Origin of the sequence: Roseomonas mucosa ATCC BAA-692 (genome assembly GCF_000622225.1) — a bacterium.
Classification (GTDB): Bacteria; Pseudomonadota; Alphaproteobacteria; order Acetobacterales; family Acetobacteraceae; genus Roseomonas; species Roseomonas mucosa.
In genome coordinates this window covers 1-20625 of sequence record NZ_JHWD01000018.1, presented here as the reverse complement: position 1 = coordinate 20625, position 20625 = coordinate 1, and the positions used below count along the sequence as shown (strand labels likewise).

The following is a 20625-nucleotide window of genomic DNA, read 5'->3' as shown; positions in this document are numbered from 1 at the left end:
GGCGCATGAGCACGCATTCCTACAATCCCGCCGTGGACGCGAACGTCCCCTTCTACGTTCTGGACGACGATCACGCGCATCCGGAGAACAGCACCATGCTGGGCTTCTGGATCTACCTGATGAGCGACTGCCTCATCTTCGCGGTGCTCTTCGCCACCTATGGCGTGCTGGGCCGCAGCTTCGCCGCCGGCCCCACGCCGCAGGAGCTGTTCGACCTGCCACTGGTGGCGCTGAACACCGCGATGCTGCTGTTCTCGTCCATCACCTATGGCTTCGCCATGCTGGCGATGATGAAGCAGCGGAAGGGCGCGGTGCTGTTCTGGCTGTTCGTCACCGGCCTGTTCGGCGCCACCTTCCTCGGGCTGGAGCTCTACGAGTTCCACCACCTGATCTCGGAAGGGGCGGGGCCGCAGCGCAGCGCCTTCCTGTCCTCCTTCTTCACGCTGGTCGGCACGCACGGCCTGCACGTGACGGTGGGCATCATCTGGCTGATCACCCTCATGGTGCAGGTCGCCCGCTTCGGGCTGCACCAGGCGAACCAGCGCCGCCTGATGTGCCTCAGCCTGTTCTGGCACTTCCTGGACGTCATCTGGATCGGCGTCTTCTCCTTCGTCTATCTCCTCGGGGTGCTGCAATGAGCTCGCACGCAACCGCGCACCAGCCCGGTCACGACCATGGCCCTGACGGCCATGGCCACGACGACCATCACGACGGCGGCTATCACGGCACCTATGGCGGGTATCTGACGGGCTTCATCCTGTCGGTCATCCTCACCGCCATTCCCTTCTGGCTGGTGATGGGCGATGTCATCGCCGATCCGCGGGTGACCGCCATGACGGTCATGGGGCTGGGGGCGATCCAGGTCGTCGTGCACATGGTCTACTTCCTGCACATGAACTCCCGCTCCGAGGGCGGCTGGACCATGCTGGCGCTGATCTTCACGATCGTGCTGGTCGTCATCACCCTCTCGGGCTCGCTCTGGGTCATGTACCACCTGAACGCGAACATGATGCCCATGAACGCCCACGACATGAGCAACATGCCCTGAGGCCTGGCCTTGCCTCCATCCACGGGGCCTGAACTCAAGGGCCACGATCCGGAATGGGCCGGGGAGGGCTGGCGCCCGCATTCCCCGGCCCGCCTGTTTCTTCTGGGCTTCCTGGCGCTGCTGGCCTTTGCCGGGCTGGTGGCGCTGGGCACCTGGCAGGTCGAGCGCCGCGCCTGGAAGCTCGACCTGATCCAGCGCGTCGAGAGCCGCGTCCATGCCCCGCCCGCCGCCCCGCCCGGGGTGGATGCCTGGCCGGGCGTCACCGCCGCGCGGGACGAATACCGCCACGTCCGGGTCATGGGCCGCTTCCTCCACGACCGCGAAACGCTGGTCCAGGCCAATACCAACCTGGGCGCGGGCTTCTGGGTGCTCACCCCTTTGCGCGACGAGGCAGGCTTCACCGTGCTGGTCAACCGCGGCTTCGTCCCCGGCGACCGGCGCGATCCGGCCAGCCGTGCGGAAGGGCAGGTGGCCGGTCCCGTCACCGTCACGGGCCTGCTCCGCGTCACCGAGCCCGGGGGCAGCTTCCTGCGCAGCAACCGCCCGGCCGAGGGGCGGTGGTACTCCCGCGACGTGGCCGCCATCGCCGCCGTCCGGGGGCTCCCCGGACCGGTCGCTCCCTATTTCATCGATGCTGACGCCGTTCCCAACCCGGGTGGGCTGCCGGTCGGCGGGCTGACGGTGATCAGCTTCCCGAACAACCATCTGGTCTATGCAATCACTTGGTATGCCCTGGCGCTGATGGTGGCCGCCGCCACCGCCTATGTCGCCCGGGAGGAATGGCGGGCCCGGCGACAGGCCTGACCGCCTTCGCCCGCCTCATGCCGCAAGGCTGACCCGCGCCCCGACGAGTCCCCCTCGCCGGGACAGGCCGCCCGGGGGTAGGAGAGGCGGATGCCATCCCCGAGCACAGCGGAGCGCCCGCCCGCCCGGCGCGGCCGGAGGACCCGGCCCGAGGCGGAACGCCTGATGCAGGCCTCCCGCGGTCCGCTCGCCCCGGCCCAGCCCCCGCTGTCGCGGGACGAGGCCGGCAGCAAGAACATGCTCCAGCTCGTCCAGCTCCGCTGGGTGGCGGTGGTGGGGCAGGTGCTGACCATCGGCACCGTGCGCTACGGGCTGGGCATCGACCTGCCGCTGCGGCAGATGGCCCTGGTGGTGGCCGCGCTGATCGGGCTCAACCTCCTCAGCCTGCTCCGCCTGCGCCTGCGCACCCCCGTCGGGGGGCTGGAGCTCTTCCTGGTCCTGGCCTTCGACGTGGCCGCCCTGACGGTGCAGCTCTATCTCAGCGGCGGGATGACCAACCCCTTCGTCTCGCTCTACCTGCTCCAGGTCACCCTGGCGGCGGTGCTGCTGGGACAGCATGGCGCCTGGGCCGTGGTGGCCATCGCCATCGCCTGCTTCCTCGGCCTGACGCTGGACTACCGCCCGCTGCTCCTGCCGGAGAGCCTGGGCGCGGACCTCTTCACCCTGCATCTCTACGGGCTGCTGGTCTGCTTCATCCTGGTCGCCGTGCTGCTGATGGTCTTCACCACCCGCATCAGCGGCAACCTTCGGGACAGGGATGCGCACCTCGCCCATATGCGGCAGCAGGCGGTGGAGGAGGAGCACATCATCCGCATGGGCCTGCTCGCCTCCGGCGCGGCGCATGAGCTCAGCACGCCGCTGGCCACCGTCTCCGTCATCCTGGGCGACTGGCAGCGCATGCCCGCGCTGCGGGAGATGCAGGACCTGCAGGGCGAGATCGACGAGATGCAGGCCGCCATCGACCGCTGCAAGTCGATCATCGGCGGCATCCTCCTTTCCGCCGGGGAGGCGAGGGGGGAGGACCCGGCGCTCACCACCATCGGTGCCTTCCTGGAGGATTTCCTCCACGAATGGGAGCTTGCCCATCCCAGCTTCGGCCTCACCTTCCGCAACGAATTGGTGGAGGACATCCCGATCGTGGCCGACCCGGCGCTGAAGCAGGTCCTGGCCAACCTCCTGGTCAATGCCCAGGAGGCGCCCTCGCCCGCCGTGCACCTCGCCGCCTCGCGCGACGGCGACGACCTGCTGCTGGAGGTGAGCGACGACGGCCCGGGCTTCGCGCCGGGGATGCTGGCCGAGTTCGGCAGCCCCTACCGCTCCACCAAGGGCCGCACCGGCGGCGGGCTGGGCCTCTTCCTCGTGGTCAATGTCGCGCGCAAGCTGGGCGGCACCGTCACCGCCCGCAACCGGCCGGGGCGGGGGGCCACCGTCACCCTGACCCTGCCCCTGGGCGCCATCGCCATCGGCGAGGCCCTGGAAGGAGACGACGATGCCCGATGAGCGGCTCCTGCTGATCGTCGAGGACGATGCCAGCTTCTCCCGCACCCTGCGCCGCTCCTTCGAGCGCCGTGGCTACGAGGTCCTGGTCGCGGCCGGGCCGGAGGAGATGGAGGAGCTTCTCCAGGCCCGCACGCCGCATTACGCGGTGGTGGACCTGAAGCTCTCCGGCGCCTCGGGCCTCGCCTGTGTCCAGACCCTGCACGACCACGACCCGGCGATGCTGATCGTGGTCCTCACCGGCTTCGCCAGCATCGCCACGGCGGTGGAGGCCATCAAGCTCGGCGCCTGCCACTACCTCGCCAAGCCCTCCAACACCGACGACATCGAGGAAGCCTTCGGCAAGGCCGCCGGCAACGTGACCACGCCGCTCAGCCAGCGCCCGACCTCGATCAAGACCCTGGAATGGGAACGCATCCACCAGACCCTGGCGGAAACCGGCTTCAACGTTTCCGAATCCGCCCGCCGCCTCGGCCTCCACCGCCGCACCCTGGCTCGGAAGCTGGAGAAGCGGCAGGTCGAGTAGCCTGTTCCGGCGGCAGCACGCGCCAGACCGTGACCTCCCGCGTGTCGCGGTCCTCCAGCTCCCGCGTCACTGGCACGGTGTAGCGCGGCCCGGGCGCCAGGGCCTCGCGCGGCAGGTAGGCCCGGCCCGGATCGGCCAGCCAGACCTCCGCCCCGCCCGCGGCGAGGCCGCGCAGCCAGGGCAGGATGTGCCGGGTCATCGGCGCCTCGTAGCAGACATCGCCCGCCAGGATGACATCCCAGCGCCCGGGTGCCCCCACCACGTCGCCGCAGACGTCGCGCACCGAATCCGCCCCGTTGTGCCGCGCGTTCAGCCGGATGGCGGCGCAGGCCAGGGGGTCGAGCTCCGCCGCCTCCACCGACGTCGCCCCGGCCCGGTGGCAGGCGATGGCGGCCAGCCCACCCCCGGCGGCGAAGTCCAGCACCCGGCGCCCCGCCACGCGGGCGGGCTCGTCCAGCACCAGCCGCGCCAGGGCCTGGCTGCCCGGCCAGGCGAAGGCCCAGAAGGGCGGCTCCACCCCTTCCGCCTCCAGCCAGGTCTCGGTCGCCTTCCAGATCGGCGTGATCTCGGTGGCGAGATACAGCTCCACCTCCGGCACCAGGGCCGGGCGGGCGGGGACGGTCTGCGCGCGGATGAAATCCTCCGCCAGGGGCTTGTCCATCGCCGGCATTCCGATCGCCCCTTCCGGAGTCATCCTCCGGGATGACATCCCCCCGGGGGCTGTCCCCTTAGGGCCGGCCGAGCAGGAAGGCCAGGGCGATGGCCAGCCCGACCTCGCGGTTCGACTTGAACAGGGTCAGGCAATGCCCCGGATCGTCCAGCCGCAGCGTCAGCACCTGCCGCGCCAGCAGCACCGCCGGCAGTGCCATGGCGAGCAGGAAGGGCCAGCGCAGCCCCGCCAGCAGCCCCGTGGCCACCAGCAGCACCAGCACCAGCCCGTAGCACCCCACCAGGAAGGGCCGCGTCCGTTCGCCCAGCATCAGGGCAGAGGAACCGATGCCGACGATCGCATCGTCCTCCCGGTCCTGGTGGGCATAGATCGTGTCATAGCCCAGGATCCAGAAGAAGGCGGCGAGCCACAGCGCGAAGGCGGCCATTGGCAGCGTTCCCGTCGCGGCCGCCCAGCCGGTCGGCGCCGCCCAGGAGAAGACGAAGCCCAGCATCGCCTGCGGCCAGCCCGTCACCCGCTTGGCCAGCGGATAGAGCGCGATCGGCACCAGCGACAGCACGCCCAGCAGGATGGCCAAGCCGTTCAACTGCAGCAGCACCGCGAACCCCACGAGGCACAGCACCGCCAGCCAGGCCAGGGCCTGCCGCGGCGTCACCGCGCCGGAGGCCAGCGGCCGCCCGGCGGTGCGCTCCACCTTCCGGTCGATGTCGCGGTCCCACAGGTCGTTCACCACGCAGCCCGCCCCGCGCATCGCCACCGCGCCGATGGCGAACAACAGGGCCAGGCGGATTCCCTCCACCCAGCCCGGTGCCACGGCCGCGAAGGCCCAGAGCCCCGGCAGGAACAGCAGCCAGGAGCCGATCGGCCGGTCCAGCCGGGCGAGCAACGCATAGGGGCGGGCGGCGGCGGGCAGGCGGGCGACCCAGCCCTCGGCCCGGATATCGGTATAGGCGGCCATGCGTGCTACTCTCCCTGCCTGAAGCGCCATGTCCATCCCACGTCTCTTCATCGATGCCCCGCTGGCCGAGGATACCGAGGCCGATTCCCTGCCCGGCCAGGGCCGCTACCTGGGCTCCGTGCTGCGCCGGGGCGTGGGGGACGCGGTCCTCCTGTTCAACGGCCGGGACGGGGAGTTCGAGGCGAGCATCGCCGCGCTCCGCAAGGACAGCGCCCGCTTCGTCCTGCGCCGCCGCCTGCGCCCGCAGCCGCCCCCCGCCGGCCCCATCCTCCTCATCGCCCTGCTGAAGCGCGACGCGATGGAATGGACGGTGGAGAAGGCGACCGAACTCGGCGTCGCGGCCATCCGGCCCGTCCTCACCACCCGCTGCGTGGCCGACAAGGTGAACCGCGACCGCCTGGGCCTGATCGCCCGCGAGGCCGCCGAGCAGTGCGAGCGCCTGGACGTGCCGGAGATCGCCGACCCTCTGCCGCTGCACACGGCCCTCGACCTCTGGGCGCGCCAGGACCCCGTCGCCCCGCTCTTCCTGGGGGCGGAACGCGGGGCCGCGCCGCCCCTGGCGGAGACCCTCCGGCAAGCCTCTCCCGCCTCCGGTCCCGGCTGGCTGGTCGGGCCGGAGGGCGGCTTCGCGCCGGCGGAGCTTGACGCAGTGCGGCGGCGTCCCTTTGTTGTGCCGGTTGCCCTCGGCCCGCGGATCCTGCGGGCCGAGACGGCGGCAATCTCGGGGCTCGCGGTGCTGCAGTCTCTCTGCGGCGACTGGGCCGAGGGTCGTAACTGAGGGCACGCGTGCCCGAGAGCGCATAGGCAAGCGAAGCATGTCCAATCCCGGCGAGGCCGATCCCACGCCGATCCACTCCGTGCGGCAGCTCGCCGACTGGTTCGCGGAGGGTTCCAAGCCGCGCCAGGACTGGCGCATCGGCACCGAGCACGAGAAGTTCGGCTTCCGCCGCGACGACCTGCGTCCCCCCACCTATGACGAGCATCCCGGCGGCATCCGCGCCATCCTGGAAGGGCTGGCCGCCCGGGGCTGGGAGCCCATCCTCGATCGCGGCAACCCCATCGGCCTGGTGAAGGACAATGCCTCCGTCTCGCTGGAGCCGGGCGGGCAGACCGAGCTTTCCGGCGCCCCGCTGGCGGACCTGCATGCCACCGCGGCCGAGCTGGACTCGCACCTGTCGGAGCTGCGCGAGGTCGCCGGCCCCCTCGGCACCGCCTTCCTGCCCGTCGGCTTCCACCCGCTGGCGGCCCGTGACGCCATGCCCTGGATGCCCAAGCAACGCTACGCCATCATGCGCCAGTACATGCCGCGCGTGGGCGAGCTCGGCCTGGACATGATGCTCCGCACCTGCACCGTGCAGAGCAACCTCGACTTCGGCGACGAGGCCGACATGGTGGAGAAGCTGCGCCTCTCCCTGGCGCTGCAGCCCCTCTCCACCGCCCTCTGGGCCAATTCCCCGTTCCGCGAGGGCAGGGCGACCGACTACCTGACCCTGCGCGGCGAGGTCTGGACCCGCACCGACCCCGACCGTACCGGCATCCCCTCGGTGGTCTTCGAGGAAGGCTTCGGCTTCGAGCGCTTCGCCGAATACGTTCTCGACGTGCCGATGTACTTCGTGATGCGCGAAGGCGCCTTCGTGGACGCCACCAGCACCAGCTTCCGCGACTTCATCCGCCACGGCCTGCCGGGCCACCCGGATGTCCATGCCACCATGGGCGACTGGGCGGATCACGTCACCACCGTCTTCACCGATGTCCGCCTCAAGCGCTTCCTGGAGATGCGCGGCGCCGATGTCGGCAGCCCGGCGATGATCGTGGCCCATCCCGCCTTCTGGACCGGCCTGCTCTACGACGACGCGGCGCAGAAGGCCGGGCTCGAACTGGTGCGCGGCTGGAGCGTCGGGGAGATGCGCCGGTTGCGGACCGAGGTCCCGAAGCTCGGCCTGCGCGCCGAGATCGGCGGCCGCCCGCTGCGCGACGTGGCGCGCGACGTGGTTCGCATCGCCCGCGACGGGCTGGCGGCGCGTGGCCTCGGAGAAGAAAAGTTCCTCGCCCCGGTCGAGGAGATCGCGGAAACCGGCCAGACCCAGGCCGACCGCTGGCTGGTCCGCGCCCGTGGCCCCTGGCAGGGCGACGTCTCGCGCATCTTCGCCGAGGGCGCCGTCTGAAACGCGGGTTGCGCGCCAGCGTCTGGCGTTGCTCTGTCCCGGGTGAAAGGCGCTGCCTTTCCCCCGGACCCCCTATCCGCCAGGACCCTGAGGGTCCTGGACCTCCCGGTCGTTGGCGCTTGCTGATGCCGGATCGCGCCGGAGAGCCAGGCTCTCCGGCGGACTGCCGGTGCCATGAGAGCGGACAGGTGTTTTCTTCTTTTCGGGAGCCCCGCCTTTCCACCTGCTCCCGGGGATCAGGCCGCAGGCTGACGGCCACCACGCAGAGCCAGCTCAGGCCCGGGGTCCGGGGACCGGCTTCGGTCCCCGGCGGAGAGGGGGGCCGGGCGGAGAGGCGGCGCCTCTCCCCCGGGGGTGGACACGAAGCGCGGCACCAGGAGCGGCAGTGCCAGGAAAGGGCCAGGCCCTATGCCGGATCGTAGCGCCGGCAGAATTCCTCCGCGCCGAGCGAGCGGAAATCGCCGAGCCGCTCGCCCAGGACCTCGTGCGGCCAGTCCCACCAGGCGATGCGTTCCAGCGCCGCGATCACCGTCGGCGGGAAGCGGAAGCGCAGCACGCGCCCCGGCACCCCGACCACGATGGCGAAGGGTGGCACATCCTTCGTCACCACCGCGCCCGCGCCGATGGCGGCGCCGTTGCCGATGCGCAGACCTGGCAGCACCACCGCGCCATGCCCGATCCACACGTCATGGCCGAGCGTGACGTGGTGGTCCCGCCGCCACGCGAAGAAATCCGCGTCATCGTCGCCGAGGCCATAGGCGGCGGAGCGGTAGGTGAAGTGGTTCAGCGCCACGCGTTCCAGCGGGTGGTTGCCGGGGTTGATCCGCACCTGCGCGGCGATGGAGCAGAAGCGCCCGAGCGTGGCATAGATGATGTCGCTGTCGTTCGCGACGTAGCTGTAGTCGCCGAAGACGCACTCCGCGAGCTTCGTCCGCGCCCCGACCTCACAGTACCGGCCGAGGCGCGTGTCGCGCAGGCTGGCGCTGGGATCGATGGCCGGGGCCTCGCCCAGCCGCTTCGTGGCCGTCGCCGGGTCCATGTGTCGCCCGCCTGTCGCGCCCATCCGTGCCTCCGTGGAAAAGGGCGGCGCTGTTGCCATTTCCGCCGGCAGTGCGGGAAGACATTCTCGTGACAACCCACCGCCCTCTCGGCGCGGAATGGGGGCGCACGATCGCGTGCCGGAGCGAACGCCCACCGGAACCAGGCGTTCGTTTGCAGGGACCGTGCAGACCCGTGCCGGCCCATCGGCAAGGATGGAGGAGCAGGAATGACCAAGTCCCTCAAGCCCGGCGACCATGTACGCTGGGAAAGCTCCGGCGGCACCAGCCACGGTACGGTGGAGAAGAAGTTGACCGGCGACACGCAGATCAAGGCCCACAAGGTCAGGGCCTCGCCGGAGGACCCGCAGTTCCTGGTGAAGAGCGACAAGAGCGGCGGCAAGGCGGCGCACAAGCCGGAAGCCCTGCGCAAGGAGTGACGCCGCGCCTCACGCGCTATCGGGCCTGTCCCGCTGCCGCAGGAAATCCACGAAGGCGCGCAGTGGCGCGGGCATGTGGCGGCGTGCCGGATAATAGAGGAAGGGCCCGGAAAAGCGCTGCGACCAGTCCTCCAGCACCGGGACCAGCGTACCGGAAGCCAAGTGGGGCGCCAGATACTCCTCGAACAGCTTGACCACCCCGAAGCCCCGCGCCGCGAGGAAGATCTCCAGTTCGGCATTGCCCGCCACCAGCCTTCCCTCGGGCGCGATCTTCACCACGCGCCCGTCCTTCTCGAACTCCCAGACGGCGACCATCCCGCTGGAAAAGCGGTGCCGGATGCAGTCATGCCCGAGCAGGTCGCGCGGATGCCGTGGGACGCCCCGCGCCGCCAGGTAGTCCGGCGAGGCCGCCGCCACGAAGCGCTGCACGCGCGGCCCGATGGGCACGGCGATCATGTCGCGCTCCAGCCTTTCGTCGTAGCGCACGCCGGCATCGAAGCCGGCGGCCAGCACGTCGATGAAGCTGTCGTCGCTCACCACCTCCATGCGGATGCCCGGATGCCGGCGCAGGAAGGCTTCCAGCAGCGGCGGCAGGATCATCCGCGCCACCACCGTCGGCACGTTGAGCCGCAGCGTCCCCGCCGGGCTGTCGCGGAAGCTGTTCACCGCATCCACCGCCGCCGCGACCTCGCCCAGGGCCGGTCCCAGCCGTTCCAGCAGCCGCTCCCCTGCCTCGGTCGGCGTCACGCTGCGGGTGGTGCGGTTCAGCAGCCTGACCCCCAGCACGGCTTCCAGCCGGCGCACCGCCTCGCTCAGCGAGGATGCGGATACCCCGCGCAGCCCGGCCGCCCGCCGGAAGCTGCGCGTCCGTGCCACCGCGGCGAAGGCATCGAGATCGGCAAGATCGGGACCGGCCATTGTGCAAAAATCCAAACAACCCGTGCGGAGAAGGCCGGATTATCGCACGAGCCGCGCCGCCCCATACTCCCCGTCAGCCCGGAAAGCAGCGCATCGCGGCGTCGGGAAGATTGGCAGACAGGAGAAGTCATCATGCAGAACCGCCAACTCGGCGCGGCAGGCCCGCGCGTCTCCGCCCTCGGCCTCGGCTGCATGGGCATGTCCGGCATGTATGGCCCGGCGGACCGCACCGAGAGCATCGCCACCATCCATGCCGCCCTGGATGCCGGCATAGACCTGCTCGACACCGGCGATTTCTACGGCGTTGGCCATAACGAGATGCTGATCGGCGAGGCGCTCCGCACCCGCCGGCGCGAGGACGTATTGATCAGCGTGAAGTTCGGCGCCCTGCGCGATCCCGCCCTGAACTGGACCGGCTACGACGCCCGTCCGGCGGCGGTGAGGAACTTCCTGTCTTACTCGCTGCAACGCCTTGGCGTGGACTACATCGACATCTACCGCCCCGCGCGCCTCGATCCGGAGGTCCCGATCGAGGACACGATCGGCGCCGTCGCCGAGATGGTGCAGGCCGGCTATGTCCGCCAGATCGGCCTGTCCGAGGTCGGCCCCGACACCATCCGCCGCGCCGCCGCCGTGCACCCGATCTGCGACCTGCAGATCGAGTACTCGCTGATCTCCCGCGGCATCGAGGACAGCATCCTCCCCACCTGCCGCGAACTCGGCATTGGCATCACCGCCTATGGCGTCCTGTCGCGCGGGTTGATCAGCGGCCACTGGCAGGCAGGGCAGTCCGGCGCCGGCGACTTCCGCGGCCACAGCCCGCGCTTCCAGCAGGGCAATGTGGAGCGCAACCTGGCCCTGGTGGAGGAACTGCGCCGCATCGCGGCGGCGAAGGGCGCCAGCGTCGCCCAGATCGCCATCGCCTGGGTTGCCGCCCAGGGCGAGGACATCGTCCCCCTTGTCGGCGCCCGCCGCCGCGACCGCCTGGACGAGGCCCTCGGCGCGCTCGACGTCACGTTGACGCCGGAGGACCTCGCCGCCATCGGGCGTGCCGTGCCGAAGGGCGCCGCCGCGGGCGAACGCTACGACCCGAAGCAGATGGCCACGCTGGACAGCGAACGCGGCTGACACAGGGCGCTTCGGGGTCCGTGGGGAGGGGACCCGGCCTCTCCCCACGCCCACCTCAGCGCGGCGTCACGCGCGCCTCGATCGCTTCCCAGATCTGCTTCTCCAGGAAGACATTGTCGAAGCGCGCCACCTCCTGCAGCCCGGTGGGGGAGGTCACGTTGATCTCGGTCAGGTAGTCGCCGATCACATCGATGCCCACGAAGATCAGCCCGCGCGCCCGCAGGTCCGGCCCGATGCGCGCGCAGATCTCGCGTTCCCGCTCCGTCAGCGTTGTCTGCACCGCCTTGCCGCCGACATGCATGTTGGAACGGCTCTCGCCCTCCGCCGGCACGCGGTTGATCGCGCCGCCCACCTCACCATCCACCAGGATGATGCGCTTGTCGCCCTTGCGCACGGCGGGGACGTATTTCTGCACCATCAGCGGCTCACGCGACCGCTCGGTGAACATCTCCAGCAGCGAGGCGAGGTTCGGGTCGTCCGGCCGCACATGGAACACCCCCGCGCCGCCATTGCCGTAGAGCGGCTTGAGGATGATGTCGCCATGCGCCTCGCGGAACTTCAGGATGCGGCGCCGGTCGGAGGTGACCAGCGTTTCCGGCATCAGGTCCGTGTATTGCAGGACGTAGAGCTTCTCCGGCGCGTTCCGCACCTCGAAGGGGTCGTTCACCACCAGCGTCCGCGGATGGATGTGCTGGAGCAGGTGCGTGGCGGTGATGTAGGCCATGTCGAAGGGCGGGTCCTGGCGCATCAGCACCACGTCCATGTCGCCGAGGTCGATCTCCTCGTCCGGGCCCAGCGTGGCGTGGTTGCCGGCCTCGCGGCGTACCTCCACCGGCTGCGCCCAGGCCATCACCCGCCCCGCATGCATCGCCAGGTCGCGCGGGTGGTAGTGCCAGAGCCGGTGCCCCCGGCTCTGGGCCTCCAGCATCAGGGCGAAGGTGCTGTCGCCCTTGATGTCGATGGAGCCGATCGGGTCCATCTGGACCGCGACCTTCAGCGTGCGCGTCATGCCTTCCATTCCCTGAAGCCCGTTGGGGAAGTCCGTCCGGGATGCGATCTTGGTCGCATTCCCGGGCCGGCAATGCCAGAGGGGTTTCGTCCCGCATCCGCTCCGGCCCAGCCCCGTCAGGGAGGAGCCTCCCCGGAAAGGCAGCTCCCTCAGGCCCCCGCCGGGGCTCCCTAGCAGGGGGCGGGCGGCCCTCCCGCCACCCCATCGATCCCGGAGCGGGGATTCGGAATTCGCTACGTGGCGTGCCAAGAAAGGCGCCGCACCAGGAGGAAGGACCAGCAGCGATGACGCGGCGGAAGAGGCGCAGCCCATGCTGACCGGCAGGTCGAAGGTCGCCGGCGTGTTCGGCTGGCCCGTCTCGCATTCCCGCTCGCCCCGCCTGCACGGCTTCTGGCTGGAACGCTACGGCATCGACGGCACCTATATCCCCCTGCCGGTGGAACCCGGCCGCCTGCCGGAAGTCGCCCGCGCCCTGACCCTGGCGGGCTTCGCCGGCGCCAATGTCACCATCCCGCACAAGGAAGCCGCCTTCGCCTGCTGCGACGAGGTGGACGACACCGCGCACCGCGCCGGGGCGGTCAACACGCTGGTCTTCCAGGGCGGGCTGATCATCGGCTCCAACACCGATGGCTGGGGCTTCCTCGCCAGCATGGAGGAACAGGCGCCCGGCTGGCGCGCCACGGACGGCACCGTCACCCTGCTCGGCGCCGGCGGCGCGGCGCGCGCCATCGCCGCGGCCCTGCTGAAGGCCGGCTGCCCCCGCGTCGTGCTGGTCAACCGCGCCACCTGGCGGGCGGAGAAGCTGGCGCGCGACCTGGAACGCCCCGGCGAGGGCCGCATCGAGGTCGCCGCCGCCCCGCCGCTGGCGGAAACCGCCCTGCTGGTGAACACCACGCCGCTCGGCATGCGGGGTCAGCCGCCGCTGGAGATCGACCTCTCGCCCCTGCCGGATACGGCGGTGGTCTGCGACATCGTCTATGTGCCGCTGGAAACGCCCCTGCTGGCCGCCGCCCGGGCGCGCGGGCTGCGCGCCGTGGACGGGCTCGGCATGTTGCTTCACCAAGGCCGGCCGGGCTTCGCGGCCTGGTTCGGCGTGATGCCGGAGGTCGATGCCGCCCTCCGCGCCCATGTCGCGGCGGATATCCCGCCGCGCTGATCCGGCGTCCGCCCGGAACATCCCCGCGTCACATTTCCCCGCCCCTGCCACAAATCGTCTCGGCGGCTTCCCAGGCTTACGGGGCGATGCCACCTAGGGTGGGCCATGCACGCCAGCCGGGACTCGCGCTCCGCCACCACGATCCGCCCCCGCCGCCCCGGGCGCGGAGGGCAGTCCGCATGAAGGTCCTGGGCCTGACCGGCAGCATCGGCATGGGCAAGTCCACCGCCGCCCTTGCCTTTCGCCGCCTGGGCGTGCCGGTCTTCGACGCCGATGCCACGGTCCACCGCCTCCAGGGGCCGGGCGGGCGCGCCCTGGCCGCGATCGAGGCCGCCTTTCCCGGCACGGTGCGCGACCTGCCCGGCGGCCGGCGGGTGGACCGGGAGGCCCTGCGCCGGGCGGTGATCGGCGATGACGCGGCGCTGAACCGGCTGGAGCGCATCATCCACCCGCTGGTCCGCGACGAGGAGCGCCGCTTCCTGGCCCGCGCCCGCCGCGCCGGCCGCCGCCTCGCGGTGCTGGACATCCCCTTGCTGCTGGAAGGCGGCGGGCAGCGGCGCGTGGACACGGTCGTCGTCGTTTCCGCCCCGGCCGCCGTGCAGCGCGCCCGCGTGCTCCGCCGCCGGGGCATGACGCCGGAACGCCTCGCCGCCATCCTCGCCCGCCAGATGCCGGATGCCGAGAAGCGCCGCCTGGCCGACCACGTCATCCATACCGGCCTGTCGCGCCATGCCGCCCAGCGGGCGGTGCGCGCCCTGGTGCACCGCTACGCAGGGCCGGAGGCACGGCCGCTGCCACCCGCCGCCACTCTGTGCTAGGGGCAGGGCCATGCGAGCCCTGATCCTGGACACCGAGACCACCGGCCTCGACCCCGCCACCGGCGACCGGGTGCTGGAAGTCGCGGCCATCGAGGTGGTGAACTTCATGCCCACCGGCCGCGAGTTCCACCGGCTGATCGACCCGCAGCGCGACGTGCCGGAGGAAGCCGCCCGCATCCACGGCTTCACGCGCGAGATGCTGGCCGGCAAGCCGCTCTTCGACGCCATCCTGCCGGATCTGCTGGACTTCCTGGCCGACGATCCGGTGGTGGCGCACAACGCGCCCTTCGACTTCAACTTCCTGGACCACGAGTTCCGCCGCTGCGGCGCGCCGGTGATCGACCGCCGCCGCATGGTGGACACGCTGGCCATCGCCAAGGCGCGCTTCCCCGGCCTGCCCAACAGCCTGGATGCGCTGTGCCGGCGCTTCGCCGTCGACAACTCGATGCGCACCTCGCACAACGCGCTCCTGGACGTGAAGCTGCTTTCCCAGGTCTATCTGGAGCTGATGGGCGGCAAGCAGCCGGGCCTCGCCCTGGCGGCCCAGGCCACGGGCCCCGTGCTGGTCGCCTCCACCGGCCCCGCCGGCCCGCGCCAGCCCCGCCCCATCGTCCCGTCGCCCGGGGAGCTGGAGCGCCACGCCGCCTTCATGGCACGGTTCAAGGAGAATCCCTGGGCGGCGACGGGCGCCGCCCCGAGCACCTCCCCCGGCACCCCGTGACCCTGTCCGCCCGGGCCTCCGGCCACGCCCGCCACCGGCGCGGCCTGTTCTAGATGCTCCAGACCGCCCTCGTCGCCGCGCGGGACCGCCGCCGCCTGCAGCAGATCGGCACGGTGCTGGTCCGCTTCGGGCTGGACGACTTCGTGCAGCGTTCCGGCCTGCGCGGCCTGCGCGGCCTGCTGCGCCAGCTGGGCCTGCGCCAGGAACCGCCCGATGCGGAGGCCCGCCTCCTCTCGCTCCCCGCCCGCGTGCGCCGCGCGCTGGAGGAGCTGGGCCCCACCTTCATCAAGCTCGGCCAGGTCCTGGCCTCCCGCGCCGACCTGCTGCCGCCCGACTGGATCGAGGAGCTGGAACGGCTCCATAGCCACGTCCCCGCCTTGCCCTTCGAGGCCCTGCGCCCCCAGGTCGAGGATGACCTGGGCGCCCCGCCGGAGGAGGTCTTCGCCCGCTTCGAACCCCTGCCGCTCGCCTCCGCCTCCATCGCCCAGGTCCACCGCGCCACGCTGCGCGACGGGCAGGAGGTGGTGGTCAAGATCCGCCGTCCCGGCCTGCGCCCGCTGGTGGAGGCCGACCTGCGCCTCCTGTCCCACCTGACCGGGATGCTGGAAGCCGAATGGCCCGAACTCGCCCGCTACCGTGCCCGCGACATCCTGCGCCAGCTCCTGGGCGCCATGCGGGAGGAGCTGGATCTCGTCAACGAGGGCCGCAACGCCGAGGCCATCGCCGCCGGCTTCGCGGACCGGCCGGAAATCGTCTTCCCCCGCATCCACTGGGAATACACCACCGAAAGGCTGCTGGTGGAGGACCACCTGGAGGGCCAGCACCCGCGCGACCGCGCGACGCTGGAGGCGGCCGGGATGAACACCGCCATCCTGGCGCACCGGGGCGCCGAGGCCTTCTTCCGCATGACCCTGGTGGACGGGCTCTTCCACGCCGACCCGCACCCGGGCAACGTCCTCTGCCAGAGCGGCAACCGCATCGCCCTGCTGGACTTCGGCACGATCGGCCGCCTTTCGCTCCGCCGCCGGGACCAGGTGCTGACCCTCATCGCCGCCCTGGCCCGCGGCAAGTCGGCCGGCGTCAGCGACGTCCTGCTCGACTGGGCCGGCCAGCCGGAGGTGGACCCCGTCGCGGTGGCCGAGGCCGCCGATGCCTTCGTCGCCCGCCACAGCACCGGCCCGCTCCTGCTCAGCCAGGCCATCCCGGACTTCATGGGCCTGATGCGCGACCACGGCCTGGCCCTGCCCGCCGACCTCGCCCAGGGCTTCAAGGCCCTGGTCACCGCCGAGGGCGTGGTCCGCCGCATGGAGCCGGGCTTCGACCTCGTCGGCTCCATGCGCCCGATGGTCGAACAGGTGATGCGCCAGCGCTACACGCCCCGCGCGCTCCGCAACCGCACGGAAGCGGCGCTGCTGGAGATGCAGGGCCTGGCGCAGGACATGCCGGGCATCCTCCGCACCGTGCTGCGCCGGATGCAGTACGGCCGCTTCTCCGCCCGGCTGGAGGTCGTCCAGCTGGAGAAGCTCGGCCGCCGCATCGAGCATGCGGCCCTGCAGGTCGCCGTCGCCGTCGTCACCGGCGCCTTCGCCATCGGCCTCGCCCCCCTTCTGGGCCAGCACGGCCCGCGCTGGCTGGGCGTGCCCCTCTTCGTGCTGCTGGGCATCGCCGCCACCATCGGCGGCATCGTCTGGCTGGTGATCCTCAGCCGCCAGCGGAACTGACACGATCCGCTGTGGGCGTCGCTCTCCGTGGCTGGCCGCCGGGGGAGAGGCGCCGCCTTTCCCGCCGGACCCCCCCTCCGCCGCGGACCGAAGCCGGTCCCCGGACCCCGGGCTTTCGTGGGTTCCGGTGGATGCCGTTGTCCCGCGGCCCGATCCCCGGCTGCAGGTGGAGCCTTGTCCCCCCGGGACGGCGCCACGCAATCAGGAGGCGCAGGCCGCTGCCCGCATCCCTCCATGAGGTGCCGCACTGAACCTTGGCCGGGCCGGGTCGTTGCACCCTGGACATCCTTGCCGGCAGGCATCCGCCCTGGCCGGGGTGGCGGCAGATGGAGGAAGGAAGCCCGGTTGCCCAAAATTCCGCCCCGCCTGCACGGAAAGCTGCGGGCACGCGCGCATTACTCCCGCTTCGCACATCACTACTTCCAGAACATCGCGCCACTCTTCTTCGCCCCGGAAGTCGCCGGCGGCCCGCTGCTGATCGCCACGGCCGTCGCCATCCTGGCGATGAACTCTCCCTGGGCCGAGGCCTATGCCGCCTTTTGGCAAACGCCGCTTGCCCTCTCCTTCGGCGGGGCGGAGCTCCGCTACAGCCTCGCCGAATGGGCAAACGAGGCGCTGCTGCCGATCTTCTTCTTCGGCATCGGCGTCGAGGTGAAGAGGGAGTTGACCAAGGGCCTGCTCTCGGAGCGCGCCACCGCCGCCTTTCCCTTCTTCGGCGCCGTCGGCGGCCTGCTCGTGCCCGTGCTCATCTACCTCGCCTTCAACCTGGGCGGGGAGGGGCAGGGGGGCTGGGGCATCCCCGTCACCATGGACACCGCCTTCGCCCTGGGCATTCTCGGCTTCGCCGGGCACAGCATGCCCCGCATCCTGCGCGTCCTGCTGATGGCCTTCTCCGCGGTGGACGATGTCGGAGGGCTGCTGGTCATCGCCTTCGCCTACACGCCGGACGTCCAGTTCTGGCCGCTGCTGGGCGCGCTGCTCGCCTATGGCGCCGTGCTGGGCCTGATCCGGACCGGCGTCATCTCCAGTGTTCCCTATGTGCTGCTCGGCCTGGTCGTCTGGTTCCTGATGCAGCAGGCCCATGTCCACGCCACCCTGGCCGGGGTCGCGCTGGGGTTCCTGGTGCCCACCGTCCCCCGCGTCTCGTCCGGCAGCTTCGCCCACAAGGTGCGCCACCCCCTGCGCCTCTTCCGCCGGGCCCGTCGCCAGATGGAATCCGACTCGCAGGAAAGGAAGCAGGAGGGCCACGAGGACGCCGCCCGCGCCCTCGGCACGCTCAGCGAGCTTTCGGACGCGACCTATGAAGCCGCCGAGCGCGTCCTGGCCATCGCCAATCCCTGGATCACCTTCGTGGTCCTGCCGCTCTTCGCCCTGTCCAATGCCGGGATCGCCATCTCGCCCGACCTGCTGCGCGACGCCGTGGCCAGCCCCGTCGCCCTGGGCATCGTGGCGGGCCTGCTCCTGGGCAAGCCGGTGGGCTTCCTCGGCGCCACCTGGCTGGCCTGTCGCGCAGGCCTTGCCCGCCTGCCGGAAGCGACGAGCTGGGGCATGATCGCCGCCCTGGGCATCCTGGCCGGCATCGGCTTCACCGTTTCGCTCTTTATCTCGCACCTCGCCTTCGGCGGCACCCGGCACGAGGAACTGGCCCGGATCGCCGTCCTCGCCTCTTCCGTGGTGGCGGGCCTGCTCGGCTATGTCACGCTCCGCTGGGCCCTGGCCTCCGGCAAGGATACCGGTGCCGGGGAGAATCCCGATCGAGCGGAAGAGCCCGGCCGGGCGAAGGCCCCTCGCAGGCGGAGGGTCCGGGGGGCCGGCACGCAGCAGAACGAACACACGCCGGGCTGATACCCTCCGCCGGGAGCCCGGAACGGAGCGCCCTGAGGCGGATATGCGCTGGGGCGTGCATCCGCTCCGGCCCGCCGCTTCACACGGCGTGATCCGGACGATCGCTCCTGCCGGCAGCCCCGATGATGCAAGGTCCGGCGTCTTGCCTCAGGCACCTGCGCGGCTCTCATCCGCCCGGCCCCTTGGCGCGGCAGCGGCCGGCCGGTTCCGCCCCTGCATGGCCAGTCCGCCGGGGGTTGCCCCAAATCGGCTACAACCATGAGGCGAGTTCGTCTCTTCCTTCCGTCGAAAGCAAGGCTGGCCGGAGGATGGATCCTTTTCCATCACCGCCTCCCATTCGATTGCGAAGCATGCTCACCATAAGGCAGATCACCTTTCGCGGCGGTTGCACGCTCGAAAGATCGGGATCGGCTGCACCCGGCCGGACATTACCGCTTCTGCAGAGCAAAAATAGTATTGCAGAAAATAGCACACGCAATAAGAGCTACTACTGCGAGCAAATCAATTAGGAGTAGTTTGTCGCAAGGCAGATGCTCCTTAATATTGTTAATAGTATCTATTTTGCTCGCAACGAAATGTTCATTCCCGTTTCGCTGCACTGGAACGGGTGATCGCCACTGAGAGCATGAAAAGGAAAAAAGACCATGTCCTTCCTCCCCAACCGACAGACCCTGGACCGTTCCCGACTCGCACAGAGCCTGGAGTCCGCCACCTTCCTGCGCGATGACCCACGCGCCCACATGGCGGCCCGTCTTCCGGCCTTCCTACAGCCTTTGCTGACGCTGATCACCGCCAAGCCGGCCCCCGGCGAGGAAACGCCCGAGCGCTCCCCCATCGCCTTCGTCGCGGGCGGCCTGCTGGCCATGCTCGGTGGCGCGGGCCTGAGTGCCGCCGCCATCGCCGTGACGATGCCGCTCTGGCTGGCCTGCCTGCTGCTCCTCGTGGGGCTGACCACCACCGCCTCCGGCCTCGGCCTCTATCAGGTCGTGGTCTTCCACCACTGCTCGCACGGCACCGTCTTCCCGACGCGGGAGCGCAACCGCGCCATCGGCCGCCTGGTCTCCAGCCTGCTGCTCTTCGCGCGCTTCGAGGACTACCAGCGCGAGCACATGCTGCACCACAGCGCCAACAAGATGCTGACCGACGAGGACGAGTTCACCGGCTTCGTCTTCGGCGTCTGCCGGCTGGAGCCGGGGGTGAGCAAGCGCGAGCTGTGGCGCCGGGTGGTCACCAACCTCGTCTCGCCGCTCTTCCACGCCCGCTTCCTGCGCCGCCGCGTCAAGGCCGCCATGTTCGGCCAGGACCGGCAGCACAACTGGATGAGCCGCTCGGCCTACCTCGCCGCCTTCGCCCTGGCCGCCGCGACCGGCACGATGACCGAGTTCCTGGTGGCCTGGGTCCTGCCGCTCACCGTGCTGCTGCAGATCGCGACCGTCTTCCGCATCCTCTGCGAGCACCGCTTCCCCGAGCCAGAGCTGATCGCCGCCCGCGGCAAGGCCTTCGTCTGCGCCTCCACCACCGGCGTCTTCCCCGGCGCCATGCCGCCGGACGCCCGCGCCAACACCCTGCGCGGCATCCTGGCCTGGGCGCTGTGGTGGGCCAACATGCTGACCGTCACGGTCTTCTCCCGCGCCTTCGTGCTGGTCGGCGACGCCCCTTGCCATGACTTCCATCATCGCCGCCCGGCCAACCGCAAGTGGACCAGCTACGCCCATGCGCGGCAGCAGGATTCCGATGCCGGCTCCCCCGGCTTCCCTGTCGGCTACACCGAGAACTGGGGCCTGATCCGCGCCGTGGACAGCAACCTCGCCACCCTCGCCGCCACCCCTCCGGGTCTGGTGCATTGAGCGGCACCATATTCCCCGGACAGGCCTGCCCCGCATCCTTCCGCCAGCCGGGCATCAGGGCTGCCCTTCCGCTTTCCGGGGGGCAAGGCTCCGCCGTCGGCGCAGTGCGCCGGCCCCCCGGGCCGCACGATCCGCCGGGGCGCGGCGGGTCCTTGATCCGGTTCGCTGGCGCTCGCCAACGGCCGGGTCGCGCCGGAGAGCCTGGCTCTCCGGCGACTGCGGGCGCCACCAGGGCGGAAAAGGTGTTTTCCGCCGCCTCGGGAGCCCCGCGTCTCCACCTGTCCCCAGGGATCGTCCCGCAGAACAGCGGCCATCAC

General features: G+C 71.0%; 20 protein-coding genes. 15 read left to right on the top strand and 5 right to left on the bottom strand.

Annotation, left to right across the window (positions count from 1 at the left end):
• The first annotated feature begins 5 nt into the window (after positions 1-5).
• The 5 genes from cyoC (at position 6) to BT98_RS0115520 (ending at position 3875) form a co-directional block, all read left to right on the top strand.
• On the top strand, positions 6-638 hold the full coding sequence (gene cyoC / locus BT98_RS0115540; RefSeq protein WP_019460457.1) for a cytochrome o ubiquinol oxidase subunit III: 633 nt from the start codon (positions 6-8) through the stop codon (positions 636-638).
• Positions 635-1048 carry a cytochrome o ubiquinol oxidase subunit IV gene (cyoD, locus tag BT98_RS0115535; protein WP_019460456.1) on the top strand — a complete coding sequence of 138 codons (414 nt, stop codon included), beginning with the start codon at positions 635-637 and terminating at the stop codon, positions 1046-1048. The genes cyoC and cyoD overlap by 4 nt, the downstream gene beginning before the upstream one ends.
• A gap of 9 nt (positions 1049-1057) precedes the next feature.
• Complete coding sequence (locus BT98_RS0115530) at positions 1058-1852, top strand: SURF1 family protein (protein WP_019460455.1); 795 nt, start codon at positions 1058-1060, stop codon at positions 1850-1852.
• A 165-nt stretch (positions 1853-2017) separates the two neighbouring features.
• Positions 2018-3352, top strand: coding sequence for an ATP-binding protein (locus tag BT98_RS0115525; RefSeq protein ID WP_019460454.1), 1335 nt, complete (start codon positions 2018-2020; stop codon positions 3350-3352).
• On the top strand, positions 3342-3875 hold the full coding sequence (locus BT98_RS0115520) for a response regulator transcription factor (RefSeq protein ID WP_019460453.1): 534 nt from the start codon (positions 3342-3344) through the stop codon (positions 3873-3875). Before BT98_RS0115525 ends, BT98_RS0115520 begins: the two co-directional genes overlap by 11 nt.
• On the opposite strand, the gene BT98_RS24630 is transcribed toward BT98_RS0115520, so the two are convergent.
• Together BT98_RS24630 and ubiA are read right to left on the bottom strand one after the other, a co-directional pair.
• Complete coding sequence (locus BT98_RS24630; RefSeq protein ID WP_019460452.1) at positions 3793-4545, bottom strand: class I SAM-dependent methyltransferase; 753 nt, start codon at positions 4543-4545, stop codon at positions 3793-3795. The two genes, BT98_RS0115520 and BT98_RS24630, sit on opposite strands and share 83 nt — an antisense overlap.
• Before the next feature lie 58 nt (positions 4546-4603).
• The gene (gene ubiA, locus BT98_RS0115510) at positions 4604-5503 is read right to left on the bottom strand and encodes a 4-hydroxybenzoate octaprenyltransferase (RefSeq protein WP_019460451.1); all 900 of its coding nucleotides are present in this window, start codon (positions 5501-5503) and stop codon (positions 4604-4606) included.
• Positions 5504-5531: 28 nt separating this feature from the next.
• Between ubiA and BT98_RS0115505 the strand changes: the two genes are divergently transcribed.
• Positions 5532-6281, top strand: coding sequence for a 16S rRNA (uracil(1498)-N(3))-methyltransferase (locus BT98_RS0115505; protein ID WP_019460450.1), 750 nt, complete (start codon positions 5532-5534; stop codon positions 6279-6281).
• A gap of 37 nt (positions 6282-6318) precedes the next feature.
• Positions 6319-7668 carry a glutamate--cysteine ligase gene (locus tag BT98_RS0115500; protein ID WP_019460449.1) on the top strand — a complete coding sequence of 450 codons (1350 nt, stop codon included), beginning with the start codon at positions 6319-6321 and terminating at the stop codon, positions 7666-7668.
• A gap of 406 nt (positions 7669-8074) precedes the next feature.
• Here the strand turns inward: BT98_RS0115500 and BT98_RS0115495 are convergent, their stop codons facing one another.
• Positions 8075-8707 carry an LbetaH domain-containing protein gene (locus tag BT98_RS0115495; protein ID WP_019462955.1) on the bottom strand — a complete coding sequence of 211 codons (633 nt, stop codon included), beginning with the start codon at positions 8705-8707 and terminating at the stop codon, positions 8075-8077.
• Positions 8708-8935: 228 nt separating this feature from the next.
• On the opposite strand from BT98_RS0115495, the gene BT98_RS0115490 reads away from it, so the two are divergent.
• Positions 8936-9145, top strand: a complete 210-nt coding sequence (locus tag BT98_RS0115490; RefSeq protein ID WP_019462956.1) for a hypervirulence associated TUDOR domain-containing protein — start codon at positions 8936-8938, stop codon at positions 9143-9145.
• 9 nt (positions 9146-9154) lie between these two features.
• Here BT98_RS0115490 and BT98_RS0115485 read toward each other — a convergent pair whose 3' ends face one another.
• A complete protein-coding gene (locus tag BT98_RS0115485; RefSeq protein ID WP_019462957.1) occupies positions 9155-10063 on the bottom strand; it encodes a LysR family transcriptional regulator in 909 nt (302 codons plus the stop codon).
• 132 nt (positions 10064-10195) lie between these two features.
• Here BT98_RS0115485 and BT98_RS0115480 point away from each other — a divergent pair, with 132 nt between their 5' ends.
• Positions 10196-11191 carry an aldo/keto reductase gene (locus BT98_RS0115480; RefSeq protein WP_019462958.1) on the top strand — a complete coding sequence of 332 codons (996 nt, stop codon included), beginning with the start codon at positions 10196-10198 and terminating at the stop codon, positions 11189-11191.
• Between the two features lie 55 nt (positions 11192-11246).
• On the opposite strand, the gene gshB is transcribed toward BT98_RS0115480, so the two are convergent.
• Positions 11247-12200 (bottom strand): glutathione synthase, encoded by a 954-nt coding sequence (gshB, locus tag BT98_RS0115475; RefSeq protein WP_019462959.1) that lies wholly within the window; start codon positions 12198-12200, stop codon positions 11247-11249.
• 310 nt (positions 12201-12510) lie between these two features.
• On the opposite strand from gshB, the gene BT98_RS0115470 reads away from it, so the two are divergent.
• The 6 genes from BT98_RS0115470 to BT98_RS24620 all read left to right on the top strand — a co-directional run bounded on the left by BT98_RS0115470 (position 12511) and on the right by BT98_RS24620 (position 20308).
• Positions 12511-13356: a shikimate dehydrogenase gene (locus tag BT98_RS0115470; RefSeq protein ID WP_019462960.1), complete on the top strand. Its 846-nt coding sequence runs from the start codon at positions 12511-12513 to the stop codon at positions 13354-13356.
• Between the two features lie 179 nt (positions 13357-13535).
• Positions 13536-14174: a dephospho-CoA kinase gene (gene coaE / locus BT98_RS0115465; protein WP_019462961.1), complete on the top strand. Its 639-nt coding sequence runs from the start codon at positions 13536-13538 to the stop codon at positions 14172-14174.
• Between the two features lie 10 nt (positions 14175-14184).
• On the top strand, positions 14185-14895 hold the full coding sequence (gene dnaQ / locus BT98_RS0115460) for a DNA polymerase III subunit epsilon (protein WP_019462962.1): 711 nt from the start codon (positions 14185-14187) through the stop codon (positions 14893-14895).
• A 53-nt stretch (positions 14896-14948) separates the two neighbouring features.
• Positions 14949-16616, top strand: a complete 1668-nt coding sequence (locus BT98_RS0115455; protein ID WP_019462963.1) for an ABC1 kinase family protein — start codon at positions 14949-14951, stop codon at positions 16614-16616.
• A gap of 345 nt (positions 16617-16961) precedes the next feature.
• A complete protein-coding gene (gene nhaA, locus BT98_RS24625; RefSeq protein WP_019462964.1) occupies positions 16962-18461 on the top strand; it encodes a Na+/H+ antiporter NhaA in 1500 nt (499 codons plus the stop codon).
• A gap of 644 nt (positions 18462-19105) precedes the next feature.
• On the top strand, positions 19106-20308 hold the full coding sequence (locus tag BT98_RS24620) for a fatty acid desaturase (RefSeq protein ID WP_019462965.1): 1203 nt from the start codon (positions 19106-19108) through the stop codon (positions 20306-20308).
• The last annotated feature ends 317 nt before the right edge of the window (positions 20309-20625 follow it).

Bases quoted from the DNA above. Each gene is read 5' to 3' on its own strand.
- BT98_RS0115495 (WP_019462955.1), bottom strand. From the start codon at position 8,707: ATGGACCCGGCGACGGCCACGAAGCGGCTGGGCGAGGCCCCGGCCATC.
- BT98_RS0115480 (WP_019462958.1), top strand. From the start codon at position 10,196: ATGCAGAACCGCCAACTCGGCGCGGCAGGCCCGCGCGTCTCCGCCCTC.
- coaE (WP_019462961.1), top strand. From the start codon at position 13,536: ATGAAGGTCCTGGGCCTGACCGGCAGCATCGGCATGGGCAAGTCCACC.
- dnaQ (WP_019462962.1), top strand. From the start codon at position 14,185: ATGCGAGCCCTGATCCTGGACACCGAGACCACCGGCCTCGACCCCGCC.
- BT98_RS0115505 (WP_019460450.1), top strand. From the start codon at position 5,532: ATGTCCATCCCACGTCTCTTCATCGATGCCCCGCTGGCCGAGGATACC.
- BT98_RS0115490 (WP_019462956.1), top strand. From the start codon at position 8,936: ATGACCAAGTCCCTCAAGCCCGGCGACCATGTACGCTGGGAAAGCTCC.
- BT98_RS24620 (WP_019462965.1), top strand. From the start codon at position 19,106: ATGTCCTTCCTCCCCAACCGACAGACCCTGGACCGTTCCCGACTCGCA.
- gshB (WP_019462959.1), bottom strand. From the start codon at position 12,200: ATGACGCGCACGCTGAAGGTCGCGGTCCAGATGGACCCGATCGGCTCC.
- cyoD (WP_019460456.1), top strand. From the start codon at position 635: ATGAGCTCGCACGCAACCGCGCACCAGCCCGGTCACGACCATGGCCCT.
- BT98_RS0115520 (WP_019460453.1), top strand. From the start codon at position 3,342: ATGCCCGATGAGCGGCTCCTGCTGATCGTCGAGGACGATGCCAGCTTC.
- BT98_RS0115455 (WP_019462963.1), top strand. From the start codon at position 14,949: ATGCTCCAGACCGCCCTCGTCGCCGCGCGGGACCGCCGCCGCCTGCAG.
- ubiA (WP_019460451.1), bottom strand. From the start codon at position 5,503: ATGGCCGCCTATACCGATATCCGGGCCGAGGGCTGGGTCGCCCGCCTG.
- BT98_RS0115470 (WP_019462960.1), top strand. From the start codon at position 12,511: ATGCTGACCGGCAGGTCGAAGGTCGCCGGCGTGTTCGGCTGGCCCGTC.
- BT98_RS0115525 (WP_019460454.1), top strand. From the start codon at position 2,018: ATGCAGGCCTCCCGCGGTCCGCTCGCCCCGGCCCAGCCCCCGCTGTCG.
- cyoC (WP_019460457.1), top strand. From the start codon at position 6: ATGAGCACGCATTCCTACAATCCCGCCGTGGACGCGAACGTCCCCTTC.
- BT98_RS24630 (WP_019460452.1), bottom strand. From the start codon at position 4,545: ATGCCGGCGATGGACAAGCCCCTGGCGGAGGATTTCATCCGCGCGCAG.
- BT98_RS0115485 (WP_019462957.1), bottom strand. From the start codon at position 10,063: ATGGCCGGTCCCGATCTTGCCGATCTCGATGCCTTCGCCGCGGTGGCA.
- BT98_RS0115500 (WP_019460449.1), top strand. From the start codon at position 6,319: ATGTCCAATCCCGGCGAGGCCGATCCCACGCCGATCCACTCCGTGCGG.